This window comes from Kitasatospora sp. NPDC008050 (assembly GCF_042957465.1).
In the GTDB taxonomy this organism is placed as follows: domain Bacteria; phylum Actinomycetota; class Actinomycetes; order Streptomycetales; family Streptomycetaceae; genus Kitasatospora.
In genome coordinates this window covers 24,234-42,420 of sequence record NZ_JBIBIJ010000030.1, presented here as the reverse complement: position 1 = coordinate 42,420, position 18,187 = coordinate 24,234, and the positions used below count along the sequence as shown (strand labels likewise).

16 protein-coding genes and 1 riboswitch are annotated in these 18,187 nt (G+C 71.2%); of the genes, 5 read left to right on the top strand and 11 right to left on the bottom strand.

Features of this window, described 5'->3' with window-relative positions; translation table 11 throughout:
- Positions 1-308: 308 nt before the first annotated feature.
- Positions 309-469: riboswitch (cyclic di-AMP (ydaO/yuaA leader) on the top strand.
- A 7-nt stretch (positions 470-476) separates the two neighbouring features.
- Entirely contained in the window at positions 477-1,670 is a 1,194-nt protein-coding gene (locus ACFZB9_RS35255; protein WP_391454024.1) for a transglycosylase family protein, read from the top strand.
- Positions 1,671-1,766: 96 nt separating this feature from the next.
- Here ACFZB9_RS35255 and ACFZB9_RS35250 read toward each other — a convergent pair whose 3' ends face one another.
- From ACFZB9_RS35250 to ACFZB9_RS35225, 6 genes are all read right to left on the bottom strand, one after another.
- Complete coding sequence (locus tag ACFZB9_RS35250; protein WP_391454023.1) at positions 1,767-2,270, bottom strand: hypothetical protein; 504 nt, start codon at positions 2,268-2,270, stop codon at positions 1,767-1,769.
- A 51-nt stretch (positions 2,271-2,321) separates the two neighbouring features.
- Positions 2,322-3,374, bottom strand: a complete 1,053-nt coding sequence (locus ACFZB9_RS35245; RefSeq protein ID WP_391454021.1) for a LacI family DNA-binding transcriptional regulator — start codon at positions 3,372-3,374, stop codon at positions 2,322-2,324.
- A gap of 1 nt (position 3,375) precedes the next feature.
- Positions 3,376-5,055, bottom strand: a complete 1,680-nt coding sequence (locus ACFZB9_RS35240) for a glycoside hydrolase family 13 protein (RefSeq protein ID WP_391454020.1) — start codon at positions 5,053-5,055, stop codon at positions 3,376-3,378.
- A 102-nt stretch (positions 5,056-5,157) separates the two neighbouring features.
- Entirely contained in the window at positions 5,158-6,072 is a 915-nt protein-coding gene (locus tag ACFZB9_RS35235) for a sugar ABC transporter permease (protein WP_391454018.1), read from the bottom strand.
- An 86-nt stretch (positions 6,073-6,158) separates the two neighbouring features.
- A complete protein-coding gene (locus ACFZB9_RS35230; RefSeq protein WP_391454017.1) occupies positions 6,159-7,109 on the bottom strand; it encodes a carbohydrate ABC transporter permease in 951 nt (316 codons plus the stop codon).
- 103 nt (positions 7,110-7,212) lie between these two features.
- A complete protein-coding gene (locus ACFZB9_RS35225; protein WP_391454016.1) occupies positions 7,213-8,493 on the bottom strand; it encodes an extracellular solute-binding protein in 1,281 nt (426 codons plus the stop codon).
- A 386-nt stretch (positions 8,494-8,879) separates the two neighbouring features.
- Between ACFZB9_RS35225 and ACFZB9_RS35220 the strand changes: the two genes are divergently transcribed.
- The 4 genes from ACFZB9_RS35220 (at position 8,880) to ACFZB9_RS35205 (ending at position 13,219) form a co-directional block, all read left to right on the top strand.
- The gene (locus ACFZB9_RS35220) at positions 8,880-10,115 is read left to right on the top strand and encodes a homogentisate 1,2-dioxygenase (RefSeq protein WP_391454015.1); all 1,236 of its coding nucleotides are present in this window, start codon (positions 8,880-8,882) and stop codon (positions 10,113-10,115) included.
- Positions 10,112-11,320 carry a fumarylacetoacetase gene (gene fahA, locus ACFZB9_RS35215; RefSeq protein ID WP_391454013.1) on the top strand — a complete coding sequence of 403 codons (1,209 nt, stop codon included), beginning with the start codon at positions 10,112-10,114 and terminating at the stop codon, positions 11,318-11,320. The genes ACFZB9_RS35220 and fahA overlap by 4 nt, the downstream gene beginning before the upstream one ends.
- A 214-nt stretch (positions 11,321-11,534) precedes the next feature.
- A complete protein-coding gene (locus tag ACFZB9_RS35210; RefSeq protein WP_391454012.1) occupies positions 11,535-12,299 on the top strand; it encodes a G1 family glutamic endopeptidase in 765 nt (254 codons plus the stop codon).
- Between the two features lie 143 nt (positions 12,300-12,442).
- Positions 12,443-13,219 (top strand): G1 family glutamic endopeptidase, encoded by a 777-nt coding sequence (locus ACFZB9_RS35205; RefSeq protein ID WP_391454010.1) that lies wholly within the window; start codon positions 12,443-12,445, stop codon positions 13,217-13,219.
- A 7-nt stretch (positions 13,220-13,226) separates the two neighbouring features.
- On the opposite strand, the gene ACFZB9_RS35200 is transcribed toward ACFZB9_RS35205, so the two are convergent.
- Genes ACFZB9_RS35200 through ACFZB9_RS35180 form a run of 5 tightly spaced genes read right to left on the bottom strand, consistent with a single transcriptional unit; the run spans position 13,227 to position 18,186 of the window.
- Positions 13,227-14,366: an FAD-dependent monooxygenase gene (locus ACFZB9_RS35200; RefSeq protein WP_391454009.1), complete on the bottom strand. Its 1,140-nt coding sequence runs from the start codon at positions 14,364-14,366 to the stop codon at positions 13,227-13,229.
- Positions 14,367-14,390: 24 nt separating this feature from the next.
- Positions 14,391-14,957, bottom strand: coding sequence for an ATP/GTP-binding protein (locus ACFZB9_RS35195; protein ID WP_391454007.1), 567 nt, complete (start codon positions 14,955-14,957; stop codon positions 14,391-14,393).
- Between the two features lie 3 nt (positions 14,958-14,960).
- Positions 14,961-15,362 carry a DUF742 domain-containing protein gene (locus ACFZB9_RS35190; RefSeq protein ID WP_391454005.1) on the bottom strand — a complete coding sequence of 134 codons (402 nt, stop codon included), beginning with the start codon at positions 15,360-15,362 and terminating at the stop codon, positions 14,961-14,963.
- Positions 15,359-15,763, bottom strand: coding sequence for a roadblock/LC7 domain-containing protein (locus ACFZB9_RS35185; protein WP_391454004.1), 405 nt, complete (start codon positions 15,761-15,763; stop codon positions 15,359-15,361). The genes ACFZB9_RS35190 and ACFZB9_RS35185 overlap by 4 nt, the downstream gene beginning before the upstream one ends.
- Entirely contained in the window at positions 15,760-18,186 is a 2,427-nt protein-coding gene (locus tag ACFZB9_RS35180) for a nitrate- and nitrite sensing domain-containing protein (protein ID WP_391454003.1), read from the bottom strand. The genes ACFZB9_RS35185 and ACFZB9_RS35180 overlap by 4 nt, the downstream gene beginning before the upstream one ends.
- Between the last annotated feature and the right edge of the window lies 1 nt (position 18,187).

The following is an 18,187-nucleotide window of genomic DNA, read 5'->3' as shown; positions in this document are numbered from 1 at the left end:
ACCTCGGTCCGATCGGCCGACCCCTTGATCATCAAGGCCGGGAACGGACAGACCATCAGCACGTCCACCCCTGAGCCGACGGCACATCCCGTACTCCGCAGGCCGGTTGCACGCCCTCGCCGCACCCCTCCCCCGACGCCCTCTCAGGTATGCCCCCGGGGCGATCTTGAAGGTTCCATGGCGGCCCTGTGACGGCCATCACAGCTGTTTGCGGATTCAACTTATCTCTGTCTAACGTGCTCCCCGTTCGTGGTCACACGGACCCAGCACAGCCGGACGCCGAGTCCTGCCACCGGATGCGCTGGCAGCGCGAAAACGCACCACGGCAGGAGCGGGGGAACCAGGTAAGCCGCCCCGGCACCCGGTCCTCGGACCGAGTGACGGAGCTAGGGGTGAAGCCGCGCAGCGCGCGGCCGGGCAACTCCAGTCCGAATCCGACAGCTCACCTCGTAGGCGTAGGAGAGGAACGCGTCTTCATGCTGCCCACCACTGGCACGACCCGTCCGTCCCGCACCGCTCGCCGGGCGATCGCCGCCACCGGCCTGCTCGGTCTCGGTCTTGCCCTGCCGTGCATCACGGCCACCACCGCCTCCGCCGCTCCCGTCTCCACCTGGGACAAGGTCGCCCAGTGCGAGAGCAGCGGCGACTGGAGCATCAACACCGGCAACGGCTACTACGGCGGCCTGCAGTTCAGCGCCTCCACCTGGGCCGCCTACGGCGGCACCCAGTACGCCGCGCAGGCCGACCAGGCCACCAAGGACCAGCAGATCGCGGTCGCCGAGAAGGTGCTCGCCGACCAGGGCCCCGGCGCCTGGCCGGTCTGCTCCGTCCAGGCGGGTCTGACCCAGGGCGGCACCCCCGCCGCCGTGAACCCCGGCGCCCCGGCCACCAGCACCCCGGCCACCAGCACCCCGGCCCAGCCGAGTGCCCCCGCGCAGCCCAGCGCCCCGCAGGGCTCGCAGAACGCCACCCAGGGCGGCAAGGGCGGCCAGGGCCACTGGAACCACCAGTGGAACGGCACCAAGAACGCCGGCGACCAGACCTACACCGTGGCGCGCGGCGACTGGCTCTCCACCATCGCCCAGAGCCACCACGTGGCCGGCGGCTGGCAGAAGCTGTACGAGCTCAACAAGTCGGTCCTGAGCGCCGGTCCTGACGTGCTCTACCCGGGCCAGCAGCTGAGCCTGGGCGGCTCGGCCACCGCCGCCCCCCAGAGCAGCGACAGCACCCCGGCCGCCAGCACCCCGGCGCCGGCCGTCAACGCCCAGGCCACCGCCTCCACCACCACCGCCGCCCCGGCGCCCGCCTCCGGCGCGATGGCCACCGCCATCGCCTTCGCGGAGTCGAAGGTCGGTCAGGCCTACATCTACGGCGGCACCGGCAACGGTGGCTGGGACTGCTCCGGCCTGACCCAGGCCGCGATGGCCTCGGCGGGCATCTCCATCCCGCGGGTGGCCGCCGACCAGGCCGCCGCCAGCACCCCGGTGTCGATGAACAGCCTGCAGCCGGGCGACCTGCTGTTCTGGTCCAACAACGGCCAGAACTCGGGCGTCTACCACGTCGCCATCTACGTCGGCAACGGCCAGTTCGTCGAGGCCGCCAACCCGAGCGCGGGCGTGAAGTACGAGACCATCAGCAACTACGCCCCGGACTTCGCCGGCCGGGTCTGAACCTGACGGCACAGCGCTGAGCAGCCGCTGGACAGCAACGAGGGCCGCCTCCCCACTCTCCGGGAGGTGGCCCTCGGCCGATCCGGTGAACCGGCGTCACGGCGCTTTCGGCTGCCGGCGCCGGGCGAACCAGACCAGCGCGACGAAGACCGCCGCGCCGATCACCGCGCCGATCAGGCTGGCCCCGCGGAACCAGGGAGCGTTCACGTCCATCGTGCGCTGCCCCGCGTGCGCACCGCTGCCGTCGCCGACCACCACGCCCAACGTCCACAGGTTCGGCAGCGCCAGCACCAGGGCGACCGCCACCCAGGCCGCCGAGACCTTCCAGGACCGGCGCCGGCGCAGCCCGAACCAGGCCACCAGGAGCGGCAGCAGGGTGCAGGTGACGCCGGTGAGCAGGCCGAAGACCAGTCCGCTGGAGAGCCGGCCGTGCACGCTGTCGCCCACCTGCTGGGCCCACCAGCGCGGGACGGTGGCGGCCCACAGGAAGTAGAGGCCGATCAGTGCGGCCAGCGAGCAGCCGCCGAGCAGCAGTCGGCGCCGCCAGTCCGGGCGGGCTGGCGGCGCCGTTTCGTCGGGTCGCTGCGAGGTGGCTCCCATGCCTCGATGCTGGCACCGGTGGATCTTCGGCGCCTGTCGGGCCGGGACCGACTAGTCCCCGCGGTGGGGCCTGGCCCCGGTGGAGCCGCGCATCACCAGCTCCGGCTGGAACATGTACTCCACCCGCTGGGCCGGCTCGCCGCCGACCTCCTCCAGCAGCGCGTCGACGGCGGCGGTGGCCATCGCCTCCACCGGCTGACGGATCGTGGTGAGCGGAGGCTCGGTGAAGGCGATCAGCGGTGAGTCGTCGAAGCCGACCACCGAGATGTCGCCGGGCACGGCGAGCCCGCGCTGACGCACCGCGCGGATCGCGCCCAGCGCCATCAGGTCGCTGCCGCAGACGATCGCGGTGCAGCCGCGGTCGAGCAGCACACCGGCCGCCGCATGGCCGCCCTCCACGCTGAACAGCGTGTGGTGCACCAGCTCGTCCAGCTCCTCGTCCCCGACGCCGAGCACCGAGCGCATGGCCGCGGTGAATCCCTCGATCTTGCGCAGCACCGGCACATAGCGGCGCTGACCGACCGCCAGGCCGATCCGCTCGTGGCCGAGCTCGGCCAGGTGCTGGACCGCCATCCACATCGCCGCCCGGTCGTCGGGCGAGATGAACGGCGCGGCGACCTTCTCGCTGTAGCCGTTGATCAGCACGAACGGCACCCGGCGCCCGGTCAGTTTGGCGTACCGGTCGTGGTCGGCGGTCGAATCGGCGTGCAGGCCGGAGACGAAGACGATGCCCGCCACCCCCCGCTCGACCAGCATCTCGACCAGTTCGTCCTCGGTCGATCCGCCCGGGGTCTGGGTGCAGAGCACCGGGGTGTAGCCGTGCCGGCTGAGCTGCTGCTCGATGACCTGGGCCAGTGCGGGGAAGATCGGGTTGCTCAGCTCCGGGGTGATCAGCCCGATCAGGCCCGCGCTGCGCTGGCGCAGCCGGGTCGGCCGCTCGTAGCCGAGCACGTCGAGGGCGGCCAGCACGGTCTGCCGGGTGGCGGCGGAGACGCCCGCCTTGCCGTTGAGGACGCGGCTGACGGTGGCCTCGCTGACCCCCGCCTGCGCCGCGATGTCCGAGAGTCGCGCCGTAGTCACGAGCCCAGAGCCTATTGCAACCATGTCAGACCGCCCACCAGCTGGTGCTGTCGGGCGCGAGCAGCCCGGGCTCGACCTGCCCGGTGGAGCTGAGCAGCAGCCGGCCCTCGGTGGCGAACACCACCGCCTCGGCGGTGGTGTTGACCAGGCAGAGGAAGGAGTCGCGGCGGAAGGCGAGCACGCCCTCGGGGGCCGGCAGCCAGGTCAGCTCGCCGCCCGCACCGAGCGCCGGGTCGGCGCGGCGGATGGCCAGCGCGCTGCGGTAGAGCTCCAGGGTGGAGGTCGGGTCGCCGGTCTGCGCCTCGACGCTGAGGCCGGCCCACTCGGCGGGCTGCGGCAGCCAGCTCGGGCCGCCCTCGACGGGGCCGAAGCCGTAGGGCGCGGCCTCGCCGGACCACGGGATCGGCACCCGGCAGCCGTCGCGGAAGCCGTCCTGCCCGCTGGCGCGGAAGAACGAGGGGTCCTGACGGACCTCGTCGGGCAGGTCGGTGACGTCCGGCAGGCCGAGTTCCTCGCCCTGGTAGAGGTAGGCCGAGCCCGGCAGCGCGAGCATCAGCAAGGTGGCCGCGCGGGCGCGGCGCAGGCCGAGTTCGCGGTCGCCGCGCTCGCGGATCTGGGTGCCGCCGGGCGGGTTGGCGAAGCGGGTGGCGTGCCGGGTGACGTCGTGGTTGGAGAGCACCCAGGTGGCGGGGGCGTCGACCGGGCGCATCGCGGCCAGCGAGGAGTCGATCACGGCGCGCAGCTCGGCGGCGTCCCAGGCGGTGCCCAGGTACTGGAAGTTGAAGGCCTGGTGCAGCTCGTCGGGGCGCACGTAGTTCGCGGTGCGCTCCACGGTGGGGGTCCAGGCCTCGGCCACCGCGATCCGCTCGCCCGGGTACTCGTCGAGGATCCGGCGCCAGGCGCGGTAGATCTCGTGCACACCGTCCTGGTCGAAGAACGGCATCACGTCGTTGCCGAGGAGCTTGAGCTGGTCGTGGCTGCCGAGGTCGGGCAGGCCGGGGGCCTTGACCAGACCGTGCGCGACGTCGACCCGGAAGCCGTCGACGCCCATGTCCAGCCAGAAGCGCAGGATCGAGCGGAACTCGTCGGCGACCGCGGGGCTGTCCCAGTTGAAGTCGGGCTGCTCGGGGGCGAACAGGTGCAGGTACCAGTCGCCCGGGGTGCCGTCGGGGTCGGTGCTGCGGGTCCAGGCCGGGCCGCCGAAGATGGACTCCCAGTCGTTGGGCGGCAGTTCGCCACTCTCGCCCTTGCCGGCGCGGAAGTGGTAGCGCTCGCGCAGCGGCGAGCCGGGGCCCTCGCGCAGCGCCCGCTGGAACCACTCGTGCTGGTCGGAGGAGTGGTTGGGGACCAGGTCCACGATGATCCGCAGGCCCAGTTCGTGGGCGTCGCGGATCAGCGCGTCGGCGTCCAGCAGGGTGCCGAACATCGGGTCCACCGCGCGGTAGTCGGCCACGTCGTAGCCGGCGTCGGCCTGCGGGGAGGCGTAGAACGGGGAGAGCCAGACCGCGTCGACGCCGAGGTCGCGCAGGTAGGGCAGCCGGCTGCGGACGCCCGGCAGGTCGCCCATGCCGTCACCGTTGGCGTCGGCGAAACTGCGCGGGTACACCTGGTAGATGACCGCGTCGCGCCACCAGCGACTGGGCTCGCCGGCGGGGGTGGCGACGGCGGACAGCGGCCGGGGGGTGTCGGCCAGGTTCTGGGTCATCAGGCGGATCCCTTGGGAACTAGGTATCGTGTCGCGCACTCACTCGAGTGTGCGATCGACGCACGAGCAACAGGCAGAATACTGGTAGGAGTTGACCGTCCGTCAGGACTTCGCGGCACCCGCGGTCAGCCCGGTGACCAGATTCTTCTGGACCAGGTAGAAGAGCGCCGTGACGGGAATCGCGATCAGCACGGCGGTGGCGGCCATCAGGTTCCACTGGCTGTCGTGCTCACTGACGAAGCTGCTCAGACCCACCGCGAGGGTGTACTTGTCCGAGCTGAGCATGAAGGTGGAGGCGAACGGCACCTCGGCCCAGGCGGTCAGGAAGGAGTAGAAGACGGCGACCGCCAGGCCCGGCCGGGCCAGCGGCAGGATCAGCCGCCAGAAGGTGCCGAACGGGCTGAGCCCGTCGACCCGGCCCGCCTCGTCGATCTCCGCGGGGATGGTGTCGAAGTAGCCCTTCAGCAGCCAGGCGCAGTACGGCACGGTGGTGCCGGCGTAGACCAGGATCAGGCCGCCGTAGCTGTCCAGCAGGCCGAGGTTGGCCATGATGTAGTACATCGGCACGATCAGCACCGCGATCGGGAACATCTGGGTCACCAGCAGCGACCACATCAGCGGGCGCAGGCCCGGGAACTTCATCCGGGAGACGGCGTAGCCGGTGCTGGCGGCGATCAGCACGCCGAACACGGCGGTGCCGCCGGCCACGATCAGCGAGTTGCCGAACCAGGTCAGGAAGTCGGTGTGGTTGAGCACCGTGGTGAAGTTGGCGAAGGTGGCCTTGCCGAGGATCTTCCCGGGGTGCAGGTAGTCCGTCTCGTCCGGGCCGAGCGCGATGTAGAAGATCCACAGCACCGGGAAGACCGCGATCAGCGCGGCCAGGCCCAGGGTGGTGTGCAGCAGCGCGGTGGCACCGGGGCTGCGCTCGCCACGGGCGCGGACCTTTCCGGGCCGGGCCGGGGTGCTGGGCGCGGCCGGGCGGGCGGCGGCGCCGGGCCGGTCGGTGGTGGTGCTCATCGGGTGGCCTTTCCGTTCCTGGGGGTCTGCTGGGCCTGCTCGGCGGGCTGCTCGGGGCAAGAGGCGATCGGGGATCCCATGGCGGGTCAGATCGCCGTCTGGTCGTTGCGCTTGAGCCAGCGCTGGTAGAACCCGGTGAAGACGATCAGGATGGAGAGCAGGATGATGCCGTAGGTGGCCGACTGCGCGTAGTCGCGCGGCAGTTGACCGAAGCCCAGCTGGTAGGCCCAGGTGACCAGGATCTGCGCGTCGGGCGCGTTGGTCTTGCCGAACAGCAGGAAGATGATGGTGAACTGGTTGAAGGTCCAGATCACCCCGAGCAGCACCACGGTGCTGGTGACCGGGCGCAGACCGGGCAGCGTGACGTAGCGGAACCGCTGCCAGGCGCTCGCGCCGTCCATCTCGGCCGCCTCGTACAGCTCGCCCGGGATCGCCTGCAGGCCGCCGAGCAGCGAGACCATCATGAACGGCACCCCGCACCAGGTGTTGACCAGGATCGCCGCGGCCTTCTGCGCCAGCGGGTCCTCCAGCCAGCTGGGCTGCGGCAGGTGCAGCGAGCCGAGCAGCATGTTGACCAGGCCGCCGTCGGCCAGCATCAGCCGCCAGGAGAAGACGGTCACGAAGCTCGGCACCGCCCACGGCACGATCAGCAGCAGCCGGTAGAAGGTGCGTCCGCGCAGCTTCTGGTTGAGCATCATCGCCAGGCTCAGGCCCAGGCTGAAGTGCAGGCCGACGCAGAGGACGGTCCAGGTCATGGTCCAGACGAAGTGCGACCAGAACCGGTCGTAGGCGCCCTCGCCGAAGAGCACGTCCTGGTAGTTGTGCAGGCCGACGAACTTGAAGGTGTCGGGGATGTGGTTGACCCCGATCGTGTGCCCCACGTTGAGGCTGGTGGCGTCGGTCAGCGTCAGGTAGATGCCGCGGCCGAGCGGATAGGCCACCAGCACCCCCAGCACGATCACCACGGGCGCGGCCATCGCGTAGGCGTACCAGTACGTGCTGTACGAGCGCTTCAGGCGCTGCACCAAGGCTGTCATGGGGGTGGAACACCTTCTCCGGGTCGGTACCTGACGGCGCACTCGCCCGGCCCGCCCCCTCGGCGGGCCGGACGAGTGTGGGGGGCTTGGCAGCCCGCGGGACTTACTTGCTGAAGTCCGGCAGCAGCTTGGTGTAGTCCTGGGCGCTGGCGTCCAGACCGGACTGGATGCTCTGCTGCCCCTGCGCGATCTTGCCGAGGTTGGTGCTCAGCGAGGTGAAGAGCGAGGAGTACTCGGGCAGCGCCGGGCGCGGCTGGGCCACGTTGAGGATCTGCTGGAAGCCCGCGATACCCGGGTTGGACTTGACGTCCGCGGTGAAGGCGTCGGGGCGGGTGGGCAGCGTGGAGTTCTTCTGCGCGATGAAGGCCTCGCTGTCGGCCGAGGTCATGAAGGCGGCGAACTTCTCGGCGGCGGCCTGGTGGGCGGCGTCCGAGCCGGCGAAGACGGCGAGGTTGTGGCCACCGGTCGGGGCGCCGGCCTTGCCGGTGGAGCCGGCCGGCACCGGGGCGATGCCGAGGTTGCCGTGGTCGGTGAAGGCCGAGCCCTGGTAGATGTTGGTGATCTCCCAGGGGCCGTTGATGATCGCGGCGACCTTGCCGTTGTTGAACGCGTCCATCATGTGCGCGTACGAGTCGGTGGTCACGTCGGCCTTGACGGTGCCGGGCGCGGTGAACAGCGACTGGTAGGTGGCCACCGCCTTGGCCGCGGCGGGCGAGTTGACGGTGATCTTCTTGTTGGCGGCGTCGACCAGGTCGGTGCCCTCGCCGAAGAAGAGCGGCAGCGCGTAGTAGCTGTCGCCGGCGCGCATCTCGAAGCCGTCGACGCCGGTCTTGTCCTTGAGGGTGGCGGCGTCGGCCTTCAGCTCGTCCCAGGTGGTGGGCGCGCTGGTGATGCCGGCCTTGGCGAACAGCGCCTTGTTGTAGAGCAGGCCCAGGGTGTCGGTGACCAGCGGGACGCCGTAGGTCTTGCCCTGGTACTGGGCCTGCTTGATCAGGCTGGGCTGGTAGGCCGAGGGCTGGGGCAGCGCGGGGGTGCCGTCCAGCGGGGTCAGGAAGCCGGACTTGGCGAAGGCGGCGGTCCAGCCCACGTCGGAGCGGAAGACGTCGGGGGCACCCTTGCTGCCCATCGCGGTCTGCAGCTTGTCCTGCGCCTGGTCGAACGGCACGTTGACGAAGTTGACCTTGATGTCCGGGTTCGCGGCCTCGAACTTCGTGACCACGGCCTGGTAGTTCGGGGCCTCGTTGGTCGCGTTGGAGGTGTCCCAGTAGGTGATGGTCACCGGGCCGGAGGCCGCGCCGGACGAACCGGAGCCGCTGCTGCCGCAGGCCGCGAGCGACACCGTGAGGGCCGCTACCAGGGCGAAGGCCGCGCTGCCACGCCGCATGAGAACTCCTAGGAGGAAAAGGGTGGTGGGGGTGGGGTGCCCGGGCAGGACGGCGGGAGCGCATACTGGCCCCCTGACACCGACCGCACTGGGTGTCGACGCCGGGCTGTGAGCAGGAACGTAACAGCGCTGCAAGGCGCTTTGAAAGTTCTTGCAGCAAGTTTCTGCAAGAACACGGGGATCGTTACATCCGCGTGTCCGGAGAGTTGCCTCGGTGCGTCTTGACGGTTCGCCCGGATTCGTTCCGCTTCCGGGCGGCCCCACCAGCCTGGTGTCCTTGACAGCACCAGGCCGCTGGCCATGGGATTGGTCTTGTCCACCCCCACCCCCGGGTGGACGGCCCTGGCCGGCGCAGTCCAGGGTGGTCAGTCGCTCAGGAGGCGCAGATGGCGTACTACCGCACCGTCGGCACGGTGCCGCCGAAGAGGCACACACAGCACCGCAACGAGGCCGGCGGCCTCTACTACGAGGAGCTGATGGGCGAGGAGGGCTTCTCCTCCGACTCCTCGCTGCTCTACCACCGCGCCATCCCCTCCGCCCTGGTGGACAGCCGGATCTGGGCCCTGCCGGAGGGCAAGCCCGAGCCGAACCACCCGCTCAAGCCCTTCCACTTCAAACTGCACGACCTCTTCCCGGGCGAGGAGTGGCGCCAGACCGACGCGGTGCGTGGACGCCGGGTGGTGCTCGCCAACGCCGACGTGCGGATCGCCTACGTCGCCTGCGGCCAGCCCTCACCGCTCTACCGCAACGCCATAGGCGACGAGTGCGTCTACGTCGAGTCCGGCAGCGGCACGGTCGAGACGGTCTTCGGCACGCTGGAGGTGGGCCAGGGCGACTACGTGGTGCTGCCGCGCGCCACCACCCACCGCTGGCTGCCCACGGGCGAGCAGCCGCTGCGGCTGTACGCGATCGAGGCCAACAGCCACATCACCCCGGCCAAGCGCTACCTCTCCAAGTTCGGCCAGCTGCTGGAGCACGCACCCTTCTGCGAGCGCGACCTGCGCGGGCCGGTGGGGCCGCTGCTGGCCGACGTCGGTGAGGGCGCCGCCGAAGACACCGAGATCTACGTCAAGCACCGCGGCAACGGCTCCTCGGGCATCGCCGGCACGGTCTTCGTCACCCCCACCCACCCCTTCGACGTGGTGGGCTGGGACGGCTGCCTGTACCCGTACGTCTTCAACATCCGCGACTACGAGCCGATCACCGGCCGGATCCACCAGCCGCCGCCGGCCCACCAGGTCTTCGAGGGCAACAACTTCGTGATCTGCAACTTCGTGCCGCGCAAGGTGGACTACCACCCGCTCTCCATCCCCGTGCCGTACTACCACTCCAACGTGGACAGCGACGAGGTGATGTTCTACTGCGGCGGTGACTACGAGGCCCGCAAGGGCTCCGGCATCGGCCAGGGATCGGTCTCGCTGCACCCCGGCGGCCACACCCACGGCCCGCAGCCCGGTGCCTACGAGCGCTCGATCGGCGCCGAGTTCTTCGACGAGCTCGCGGTGATGGTGGACACCTTCCGTCCGCTGGAGGTGGCCGAGGGCGGCCGGGCGAGCGACGACGGCAAGTACGCGTGGAGCTGGAGCGGGCGCGGCCCGCAGGACGGTGGCAAGCAGCAGTGACCTCCCTTCAGAGCTGGGTGCCGGTGCCGGAGGGCTCCGACTTCCCGGTGCAGAACCTGCCCTACGGCGTCTTCACCCCGCGCGGCTCCAGCCAGGCCCGGGTGGGCGTGGCGATCGGCGAGTTCGTGCTGGACCTGTCGGCGGTCTGGGCGGGCACCCCGCTCGGCGCCGACCTGGCCACCGGCTCGCTCAACCTCTTCATGCGGCGCGGTCCGGGTGAGTGGGCGTACGTCCGCGAGCGGGTCACCGACCTGCTCACCACCGAGGGCGAGCGACGGCTGGTGGAGGCCAACCTGCACCGGATCGACGAGGTGCGGCTCCACCTTCCGGTGGAGGTGGCCGACTACGTCGACTTCTACGCTTCGGAGCAGCACGCCACCAACCTGGGCCACATCTTCCGCCCCGGCGGCGAGGCCCTGCTGCCCAACTGGAAGCACCTGCCGGTCGGCTACCACGGCCGGGCCGGCACGGTGGTGGCCTCCGAGACCGGGATCCGCCGTCCCAGCGGCCAGCGCAAGGGCCCCGGCGATCCGGCGCCGGTCTTCGGCCCCACGGTGAAGCTGGACATCGAGGCCGAGCTGGGCTTCGTGGTCGGCACGGGCTCCACCCTGGGCGAGCCGGTGAGCGTGGACGACTTCGCGCAGCACGTCTTCGGCGCGGTGCTGCTCAACGACTGGAGCGCGCGCGACATCCAGGCCTGGGAGTACGTGCCGCTCGGCCCGTTCCTCGGCAAGTCCTTCGCCACCTCCATCTCCCCCTGGGTGGTGCCACTGGCGGCACTGGAGGCGGCCCGGGTGGCCACCCCGGCGCAGCAGCCGCAGCCACTGCCCTACCTGGTGGAGAAGGAGCCCTGGGGCCTGGACCTCAGCCTTGAGGTCAAGCTGAACGGCGCGGTCGTCTCCCGGCCGCCGTACGCCGGCATGTACTGGTCGCCGGCCCAGATGCTCGCCCACACCACCGCCAACGGCGCCTCGCTGCGCACCGGCGACCTCTACGGCTCCGGGACCATCTCCGGCCCCGAGGCCGACCAGCGCGGCTCGCTGATCGAGCTGACCTGGAACGGGCGGGACCCGCTGACCCTGCCGGACGGCTCGACCCGGACCTTCCTGATGGACGGCGACACCGTGACGATGTCCGCCTCGGCGCCCGGCCTGGACGGCGTGCGGATCGGCTTCGGCGAGGTCTCCGGCACGATCGCGAGCTGACGCTCCACCAGCCGGCGCACCCGCGCCCAAAGGCCGGTCACCCTCTATGGGGTGGCCGGCCTTTCTCATGGTCCACCCAGGGAAGATTTGCATACTCGTAACATCAACTACCCGACTGGCTGCCCTACAGTTGTCGCCGCACCGTCAAAACGGTGCTCCCCCACCGAAGTTCGCGCGACAGCCACACCTCCTCTCACCCCCACCGGGAGCAGCCATGTCCGCAACTCCTCGCCGCAGCCTGGCCATCGCCGCCGCACTCACCGCGCTCCTCGCCGGCGCCGCCCCCGCCCTCGCCGTCGGCGCCCCCACCCTGGTCAACGCACCGATGGCGGTGGGCCAGGGCCACCTCACCGCCCACGGCGGGATCCTGCACAGCACCAGCAGCAACTGGTCCGGCTACGCCGCCACCGGCAGCAAGTTCACCAGCGTCAGCGCCAGTTGGGTCCAGCCCGCGGCCAGCTGCAACGGTGACGACACGTACTCCAGCTTCTGGGTCGGCCTGGACGGCGACGGCAGCAACTCGGTCGAGCAGACCGGCAGCGAGGTGGACTGCTCCGGCGGCCAGCCGCAGTACTACGCCTGGTACGAGATGTACCCGGCCTACCCGGTCAACTTCAGCAACACCGTGGCGCCCGGGGACCACTTCACCGCCTCGGTGACCACCAACGGCAGCGGCTCCTTCACCCTCAAGCTCTCCGACACCACGCAGGGCTGGAGCAAGACCGAGAACAAGACGCTGCGCAACGCCGCGCTGGCCTCCGCCGAGATCATCGCCGAGGCGCCGTCCGACAGCAGCGGCGCACTGCCGCTGACCGACTTCGGCAAGGTGAACTTCACCTCGGCCACCGCCAACGGCAAGTCGATCGGCAGCTTCAACCCGGACAACATCACCATGGCCAGCAACGGCACCACCCTGGCCAGCACCTCCTCACTTCAAGGCGGCAACGCCTTCTCGGTGACCTGGCAGAACGAGAGCTGAGCTGACGTCGGGCGCGGCGGCACACCCGAACGGGTGAAACACGAGGTCGTTCTGAGTATGTGTCACATCACCGGACCGTAAGACGGGCATAAGGCATCTCAACGCCAACCCCCGTCCGTACACAACCTTCCGGTGGAGTCGCCATGCCCGTCCCCCGTCGCCGCGCCCTCGCCTGCACCGCCGCCCTGGCGGCGGTGCTCGCCAACGCCGTCCCCGCCCTGGCCACCGCACTGCCCGCGCCGCTGAACGCGCCGCTGGTGGCCACCTCGCCCGTACTGACCGAGGCGCACAACGGCCTGCGCCACGGCACCAGCACCAACTGGTCCGGCTACATCGCCACCAGCACCAACGGCACCAAGTTCACCAGCGTCACCTCCCACTGGGTCCAGCCGACGGTCGACTGCACCAACCAGGACACCTACTCCAGCTTCTGGGTGGGCCTGGACGGCGCGGTCAGCAAGACCGTCGAGCAGACCGGCAGTTCGGCGGACTGCTCCAGCGGCCAGCCGGACTACTACGCCTGGTACGAGATGTACCCGGCCTACCCGGTCAACTTCTACAACGCCGTAGCCCCCGGGGACCACTTCACCGCCTCGGTGACCACCAACGGCAAGGGCTCCTTCACCCTCAAGCTCTCCGACACCACGCAGGGCTGGACCCACACGGTCAACAAGACCCTGCTCAACGCCGAGCTGTCCTCCGCCGAGGTGATCGCCGAGGCGCCCTCCACCACCAGCGGCCCGCTGCCGCTGAGCAACTTCGGCACCGTCGACTTCAGCTCGGCCACCGCCAACGGCAAGCCGCTCGGGGACTTCAACCCGGAGAACGTCACCATGGCCCGCCAGGGCCGGACGCTGGCCGCCACCTCACCGCTCAGCGGCGGCAACGCCTTCTCGGTGACCTGGCAGAACAGCAACTGACCCTCGGTCAGTAGGGCTGCACCAGCACGTGCGCCGCGCCGGGGATGCCGACCTTCAGCAGCTCGTCCTCGGCCGGCGTGGTCACCCCGCCGGTCTCCTGCGTGAGGATCGCCCGGGACAGCGCCTGCACCCACATGGCCCGCGGCCGGCGCCGCTCCTCCCAGGCGGCCAGCGCCTGCGGCAGCTGCGCGTGCGCGTCCAGCGACTGCGCCAGCACCAGCGCGTCCTCCACCGCCATCGCCGCGCCCTGCGCCAGGTGCGGGGTACTGGCGTGCGCCGCGTCGCCCGCCAGCACCAGCCGGCCGGCCTGCCACGGCGCCTCAACGGTGACCTGGGAGATCCGCGAGTAGACCACCGCGGCCGGGTCGGTGACCTGGGCCAGCGCGGCGGCGATCGGACCGCCGAAGCCGTCCAGCCGCTCGGCGAGCTGCTCGTGCGCGCGCAGCGGGTCCGGGCGGAAGTCCGCGGCCTCCGCCGAGACCGTGCCGAGGTACATCAGGTCCTCGGTGATCGGGGTGAGCAGCGCCTTGGCGTTCCGGTTGCCGGCGCTCATCAGCACGCCCACCACCTCCGGATCCCGCGGCAGCGTGACGCGCCAGTTGGCGAAGCCGGTGTACTCGGGGGTGAAGCGCTCGCCGTACATGCGGGTGCGCAGCGGGGAGCCGATCCCGTCGAAGCCGACCACCAGGTCGTAGCGCCCGGCCGTGCCGTCGGAGAGGGTGACCTCGACCCCCGCGGCGTCCTCGTGCAGCTCGCCGATCGTGGTGCCGAACCTGATCCGGGCGCCGGCCGCGGTGGCGGCGGCGCCCAGCACCTCGGCCAGCGCCGGACGGGGTATGCCGTTGTTCGACGGCACATCGCCCATCCGCGGCTGCGGGATCTTGGCCAGGGTGGCGCCGGCCGGGTCGCAGATGGTCAGCACCTCCCACTCGAAGCCGGCTGCCAGGCACTCCTGGAGCACGCCGATCTCGCGCATCACGTGCAGGGCGTTGGAGGGCTGGATGATGCCGACCCCGAGCGCGTCCAACTCCGCGCGCAGCTCGGCGACATCCACCTGGTGGCCGCGCCGGGCCAGCGCGGTGGCCAGCGTGAGGCCGCCGATGCCGCCGCCGTGGATCAGCACGCGAAGGGGTGAAGTGGTCATCATCAGTGGCGGGTCCTTGGAAGAGGCTCAGACGAGAGCGGGCTGGTTGATCAGGTGGTCCACCAGGGCGAGCAGGACGTCCCGGCCGAACGCGCGTGAGCGCACGTCACCGATCAGCAGCGGCACCTGCGGGTCCAGGTCGAGGGCACCGCGGATCTCGGCGGCGGAGCGGTCGTCCACGCCGTCGAAGCAGTTGATCGCCACCACGAAGGGGATGCCGCGGCTCTCGTAGAAGTCGATCGAGGCGAAGCTGGTCGTCAGACGCCGGGTGTCGGCCACCACCACGCCGCCCAGCACGCCGTTGACCAGGTCGTTCCACATGAACCAGAAGCGCTCCTGGCCCGGCGTGCCGAAGAGGTAGACCACCAGGTCGGAGCCGATGCTGATGCGGCCGAAGTCGAGTGCGACGGTAGTGGTGTCCTTGGCGTCCACGCCGTCCAGGAAGTCCACCCCGACACTGGCCCGGGTCAGGTACTCCTCGGTGCGCAGCGGGGTGACCTCGCTGACCGAGCCCACCAGGGTGGTCTTGCCGACGCCGAAGCCGCCCGCGATCAGGATCTTGACGGCGGCGGGAGCCGCCTGACTGTCTGTCATCTTCTAAAGTCTCCGGAGTCCGTCGCGTACGGCGGTCAGCAGGCCGAGGTCCACCCCGCCGCTGGCCCGGGCCACCGCGATCGGGGCACGGGCGAGCAGCAGGCCCTGGGCGATCAGGTCGCCCAGCAGGATCTTGGTCACCGAGACCGGCAGGTCCAGGTCGGCCGCCAACTCGGCGACCGCCGCCGGCTGGCGCAGGCAGCGGGCCAGGATGGTGCGGTGCTCGGGCTGCAGCCGCCGCCCGGCCTGCTCGGCGGCCTGCGGGGCGGCGGTCAGCACGGTGATCAGGGTCAGGTCGTCGCGCTCGGGAGCGGTGCGGCCCCGGGTGATGGTGTACGGGCGCACCATCGAGTCCGCCCCGTCGTCCCCGAGTTCGCGCTCCGCCTCGCTCCAGTGCGGGCTCACCCGACGCTCCGGATCGGGGTGCCGAGCTTCTGGCCGACCTGCTGCACCAGGGTGTGCATGGCCAGCGACATCACCTCGGCGTCCACCTCCTGGGAGGCGATCACGGCCAGGTGGGTGCCCTGGCCCGCGGCGGTGATGAAGAGCCACAACTCGGCCAGCTCCACGATCACCTGGCGCACCCCGCCGCCGCCGAACAGCGTGCCCACGCCCCGGGCCAGGCTCTGCTGCCCGGTGGCGACCGCGGCCAGCCGCTCGGCGTCGGCCCGGTCGATGCCACGGGACTGGCTGACCACCAGGCCGTCGTCCGAGAGCAGCACGGCGTGTCTGGTCCCGGCCACCGAATCGACCAACCCGTCCAGCAGCCAGTCCAGGTCCTGGTGGGTGGCGGTGGTGCGCGTCATGGCTGGTCCTTTGGGGTGGGGATGGGGGTCAGTTCAGTCGTCTCGTCACCGAGTCGGGCGGCGCGCGAACGCCGTTGGAAGGCGCCGATGGCGGCGCCGGACCGGGCCGGTGCGTCGCTGGGCGCCTCGGTCACCGCAGACGGTTCGGCCGGTTCGGCACCGTCCGCCGGGGTCTGGGGCAGGCGCAGCTCGGCGACCAGGCTGGCCTGGCGGACCCGCTGCGGCAGTGGGGGCTGGACGCTCTCCGCCGTGCGTGCGTGGTCGGTGCCGCCCTCGGCCCAGGACGGGCGCGGGGCGGGGAGCTGCGCGGGCCCGGGCACCTGGACGGACTCGGACTCGGGGGTGCGTCCGGGTGCCGGGGTGGCCTCGGCTCCGGGCGCCGGGTCGGCGGCCGGCGCCGCCACCGGCGGCGCGATCGACGCGGCGGTGGCCCCGGCCAGCGCCCGCCCGCGCACCCGGGACGGCAGCGCGCCGGGCTCGGGGGCGGCAACGGCGGTGAGTTGTCCGCCGGTGAGCTGCCCGTCGCCGGACGACCCGTCGGTGACCAGCTCGTCCGGGATCAGCAGCACCGCGCGGGTACCGCCGAAGGCGGAGGGACGGAACTCCACCCGCAGCCCGAGGGTGTCGGCCAGCCGGGCCACCACGTAGAGGCCGAGCCGGATGTCGTCGGCCTGGGCCAGCACGTCCATCCGGGGCGGACGGCGCATCAGGGTGTTGGCGGCCTCGTACTGCTCGGGCTCCATGCCCAGGCCGCGGTCCTCGATCTCCACCGCCAGACCCCGCCCGACCATGGCGGCGCGCACCTCGACCGGCGTGGGCGGCTTGGAGAAGGCCGCGGCGTTCTCCATCAGCTCGGCCAGCACGTGCACCACCGGGCCGACCGCGCGCTCGGAGAGCCAGGGGCTGCCCTCGACGTCGATCAGGATCCGCCGGTAGTCCTGCACCTCGCCCTGGGCGGCGCGCAGCACGTCCAGCAGCGGCACCGGCTTGCGCCAGCGTCGCTGCGGCTGACCGCCGGCCAGGATGACCAGGTTCTCCTCGTAGCGGCGCAGGCGTGCGGTCAGGTGGTCGAGGTCGAAGAGGCCTTCCAGCACCTCGGGGTCCTCGTGCCGGCGCTCCATCTCGTCCAGCGTCTTGAGCTGAAGGCCGATCAGCAGCTGGGTGCGGCGGGCGATGCGCTGCAGCAGGCGTTCGAAGCCGCGGTGCTGGTCGGCCTGTGCCACGGCGGCCGTCACCGCGCTGTGCCGGGCCGAGTTGAGCGCCTGGCCGAGCTTGGTCAGCTCGTCGCCGCTGGTCGGCTCGGTGGCGATCGCCCGGCTCTCCTCGGCCGGCTCCAGCTGCTCGCCGCGGCCGAGGCGCTCCACCAGCTCGGGCAGGGTGCGCTCGAGTTCGCCGGCCTGGTCCTGCAGGTCGACGATCCGCCGGCGCAGCGAGCGGGTGAGCCGCCAGGAGGTGATGATCACGGCGATCACGGCGAGCAGGCCGATCACGCTGGTCAGCACCACGCGCAGGAAGAGCGAGAGGATGGTGCTCTTGCCCGTGCTGACCACCGCGTTGGTGCGGGTCTCCAGCAGCGAGACCAGCTGCGGGGTGGACAGGTCGACGGCCTGGCGCCACTGTGCCTGGTCGGGCGGCAGCTGGACCGTGCCGTCGGCCCCGGCCGCGGCGGGCTTCAGCAGGTCCTGCTCCACGACGCTCTTGGCCTGCCAGGCCGGGCTGCTGGTCAGCCGCTGCACCGCGGCGCTCTCCGCGGCCGGCAGGTAGGGCAGGATCTTGCTGTTGTAGAGGAAGTACTGCGAGCCGATCTGCATCTGCACCGCCTGCAGGTCCGCCACCGGGATGCGCCCACTGGGCCAGCTGCGGGCCAGGATCGCGTCCTCGCGGGAGATCGTCTCCTTCGCCCAGAACTCGTCGACCAGGATCCGCGAGATGTAGCCGACCTCACCGTTGTCGACGTGGCTCAGCGCGGTGAAGAGCCGAAGGTCGATGTTGATCAGGTTGCTGTAGAAGCTGTAGGTGCTCGCCTGGTCGGCGGCGCCGTGGTCGACCGCCTCGCGTCGCTGCGGGAGTTCGGCCATCGCCTGCTGGGCCGCCTTGACCGCGTCGCGCACCTCGGCGGGGGCGTGGCTGTCCGAGACCCGGGAGAGCTTCTGGAAGGCGCGCACCGCGTCGTCGGTCGCCGCGCGCTGGCGGGTCAGCGCGTCGGTGACGCTGCCGGGCTGGGCCAGTTGCTCGGCGCTGAGCCGGCGCTCCTCCTGCAGGTTGTAGTACACGATGTTGGAGGGCTGGCCGGCCTTCTGGGCGAGCAGCCCCTGCGCGGCCTGCCGCTGGAAGTCGGAGAAGGTCTGTCCGGTGGTGACGGCCCAGAGCGCGGCGAGCGCGAGGCTGGGAACGATCGCCAGGACCAGCAGGGCGGTTCGCAAG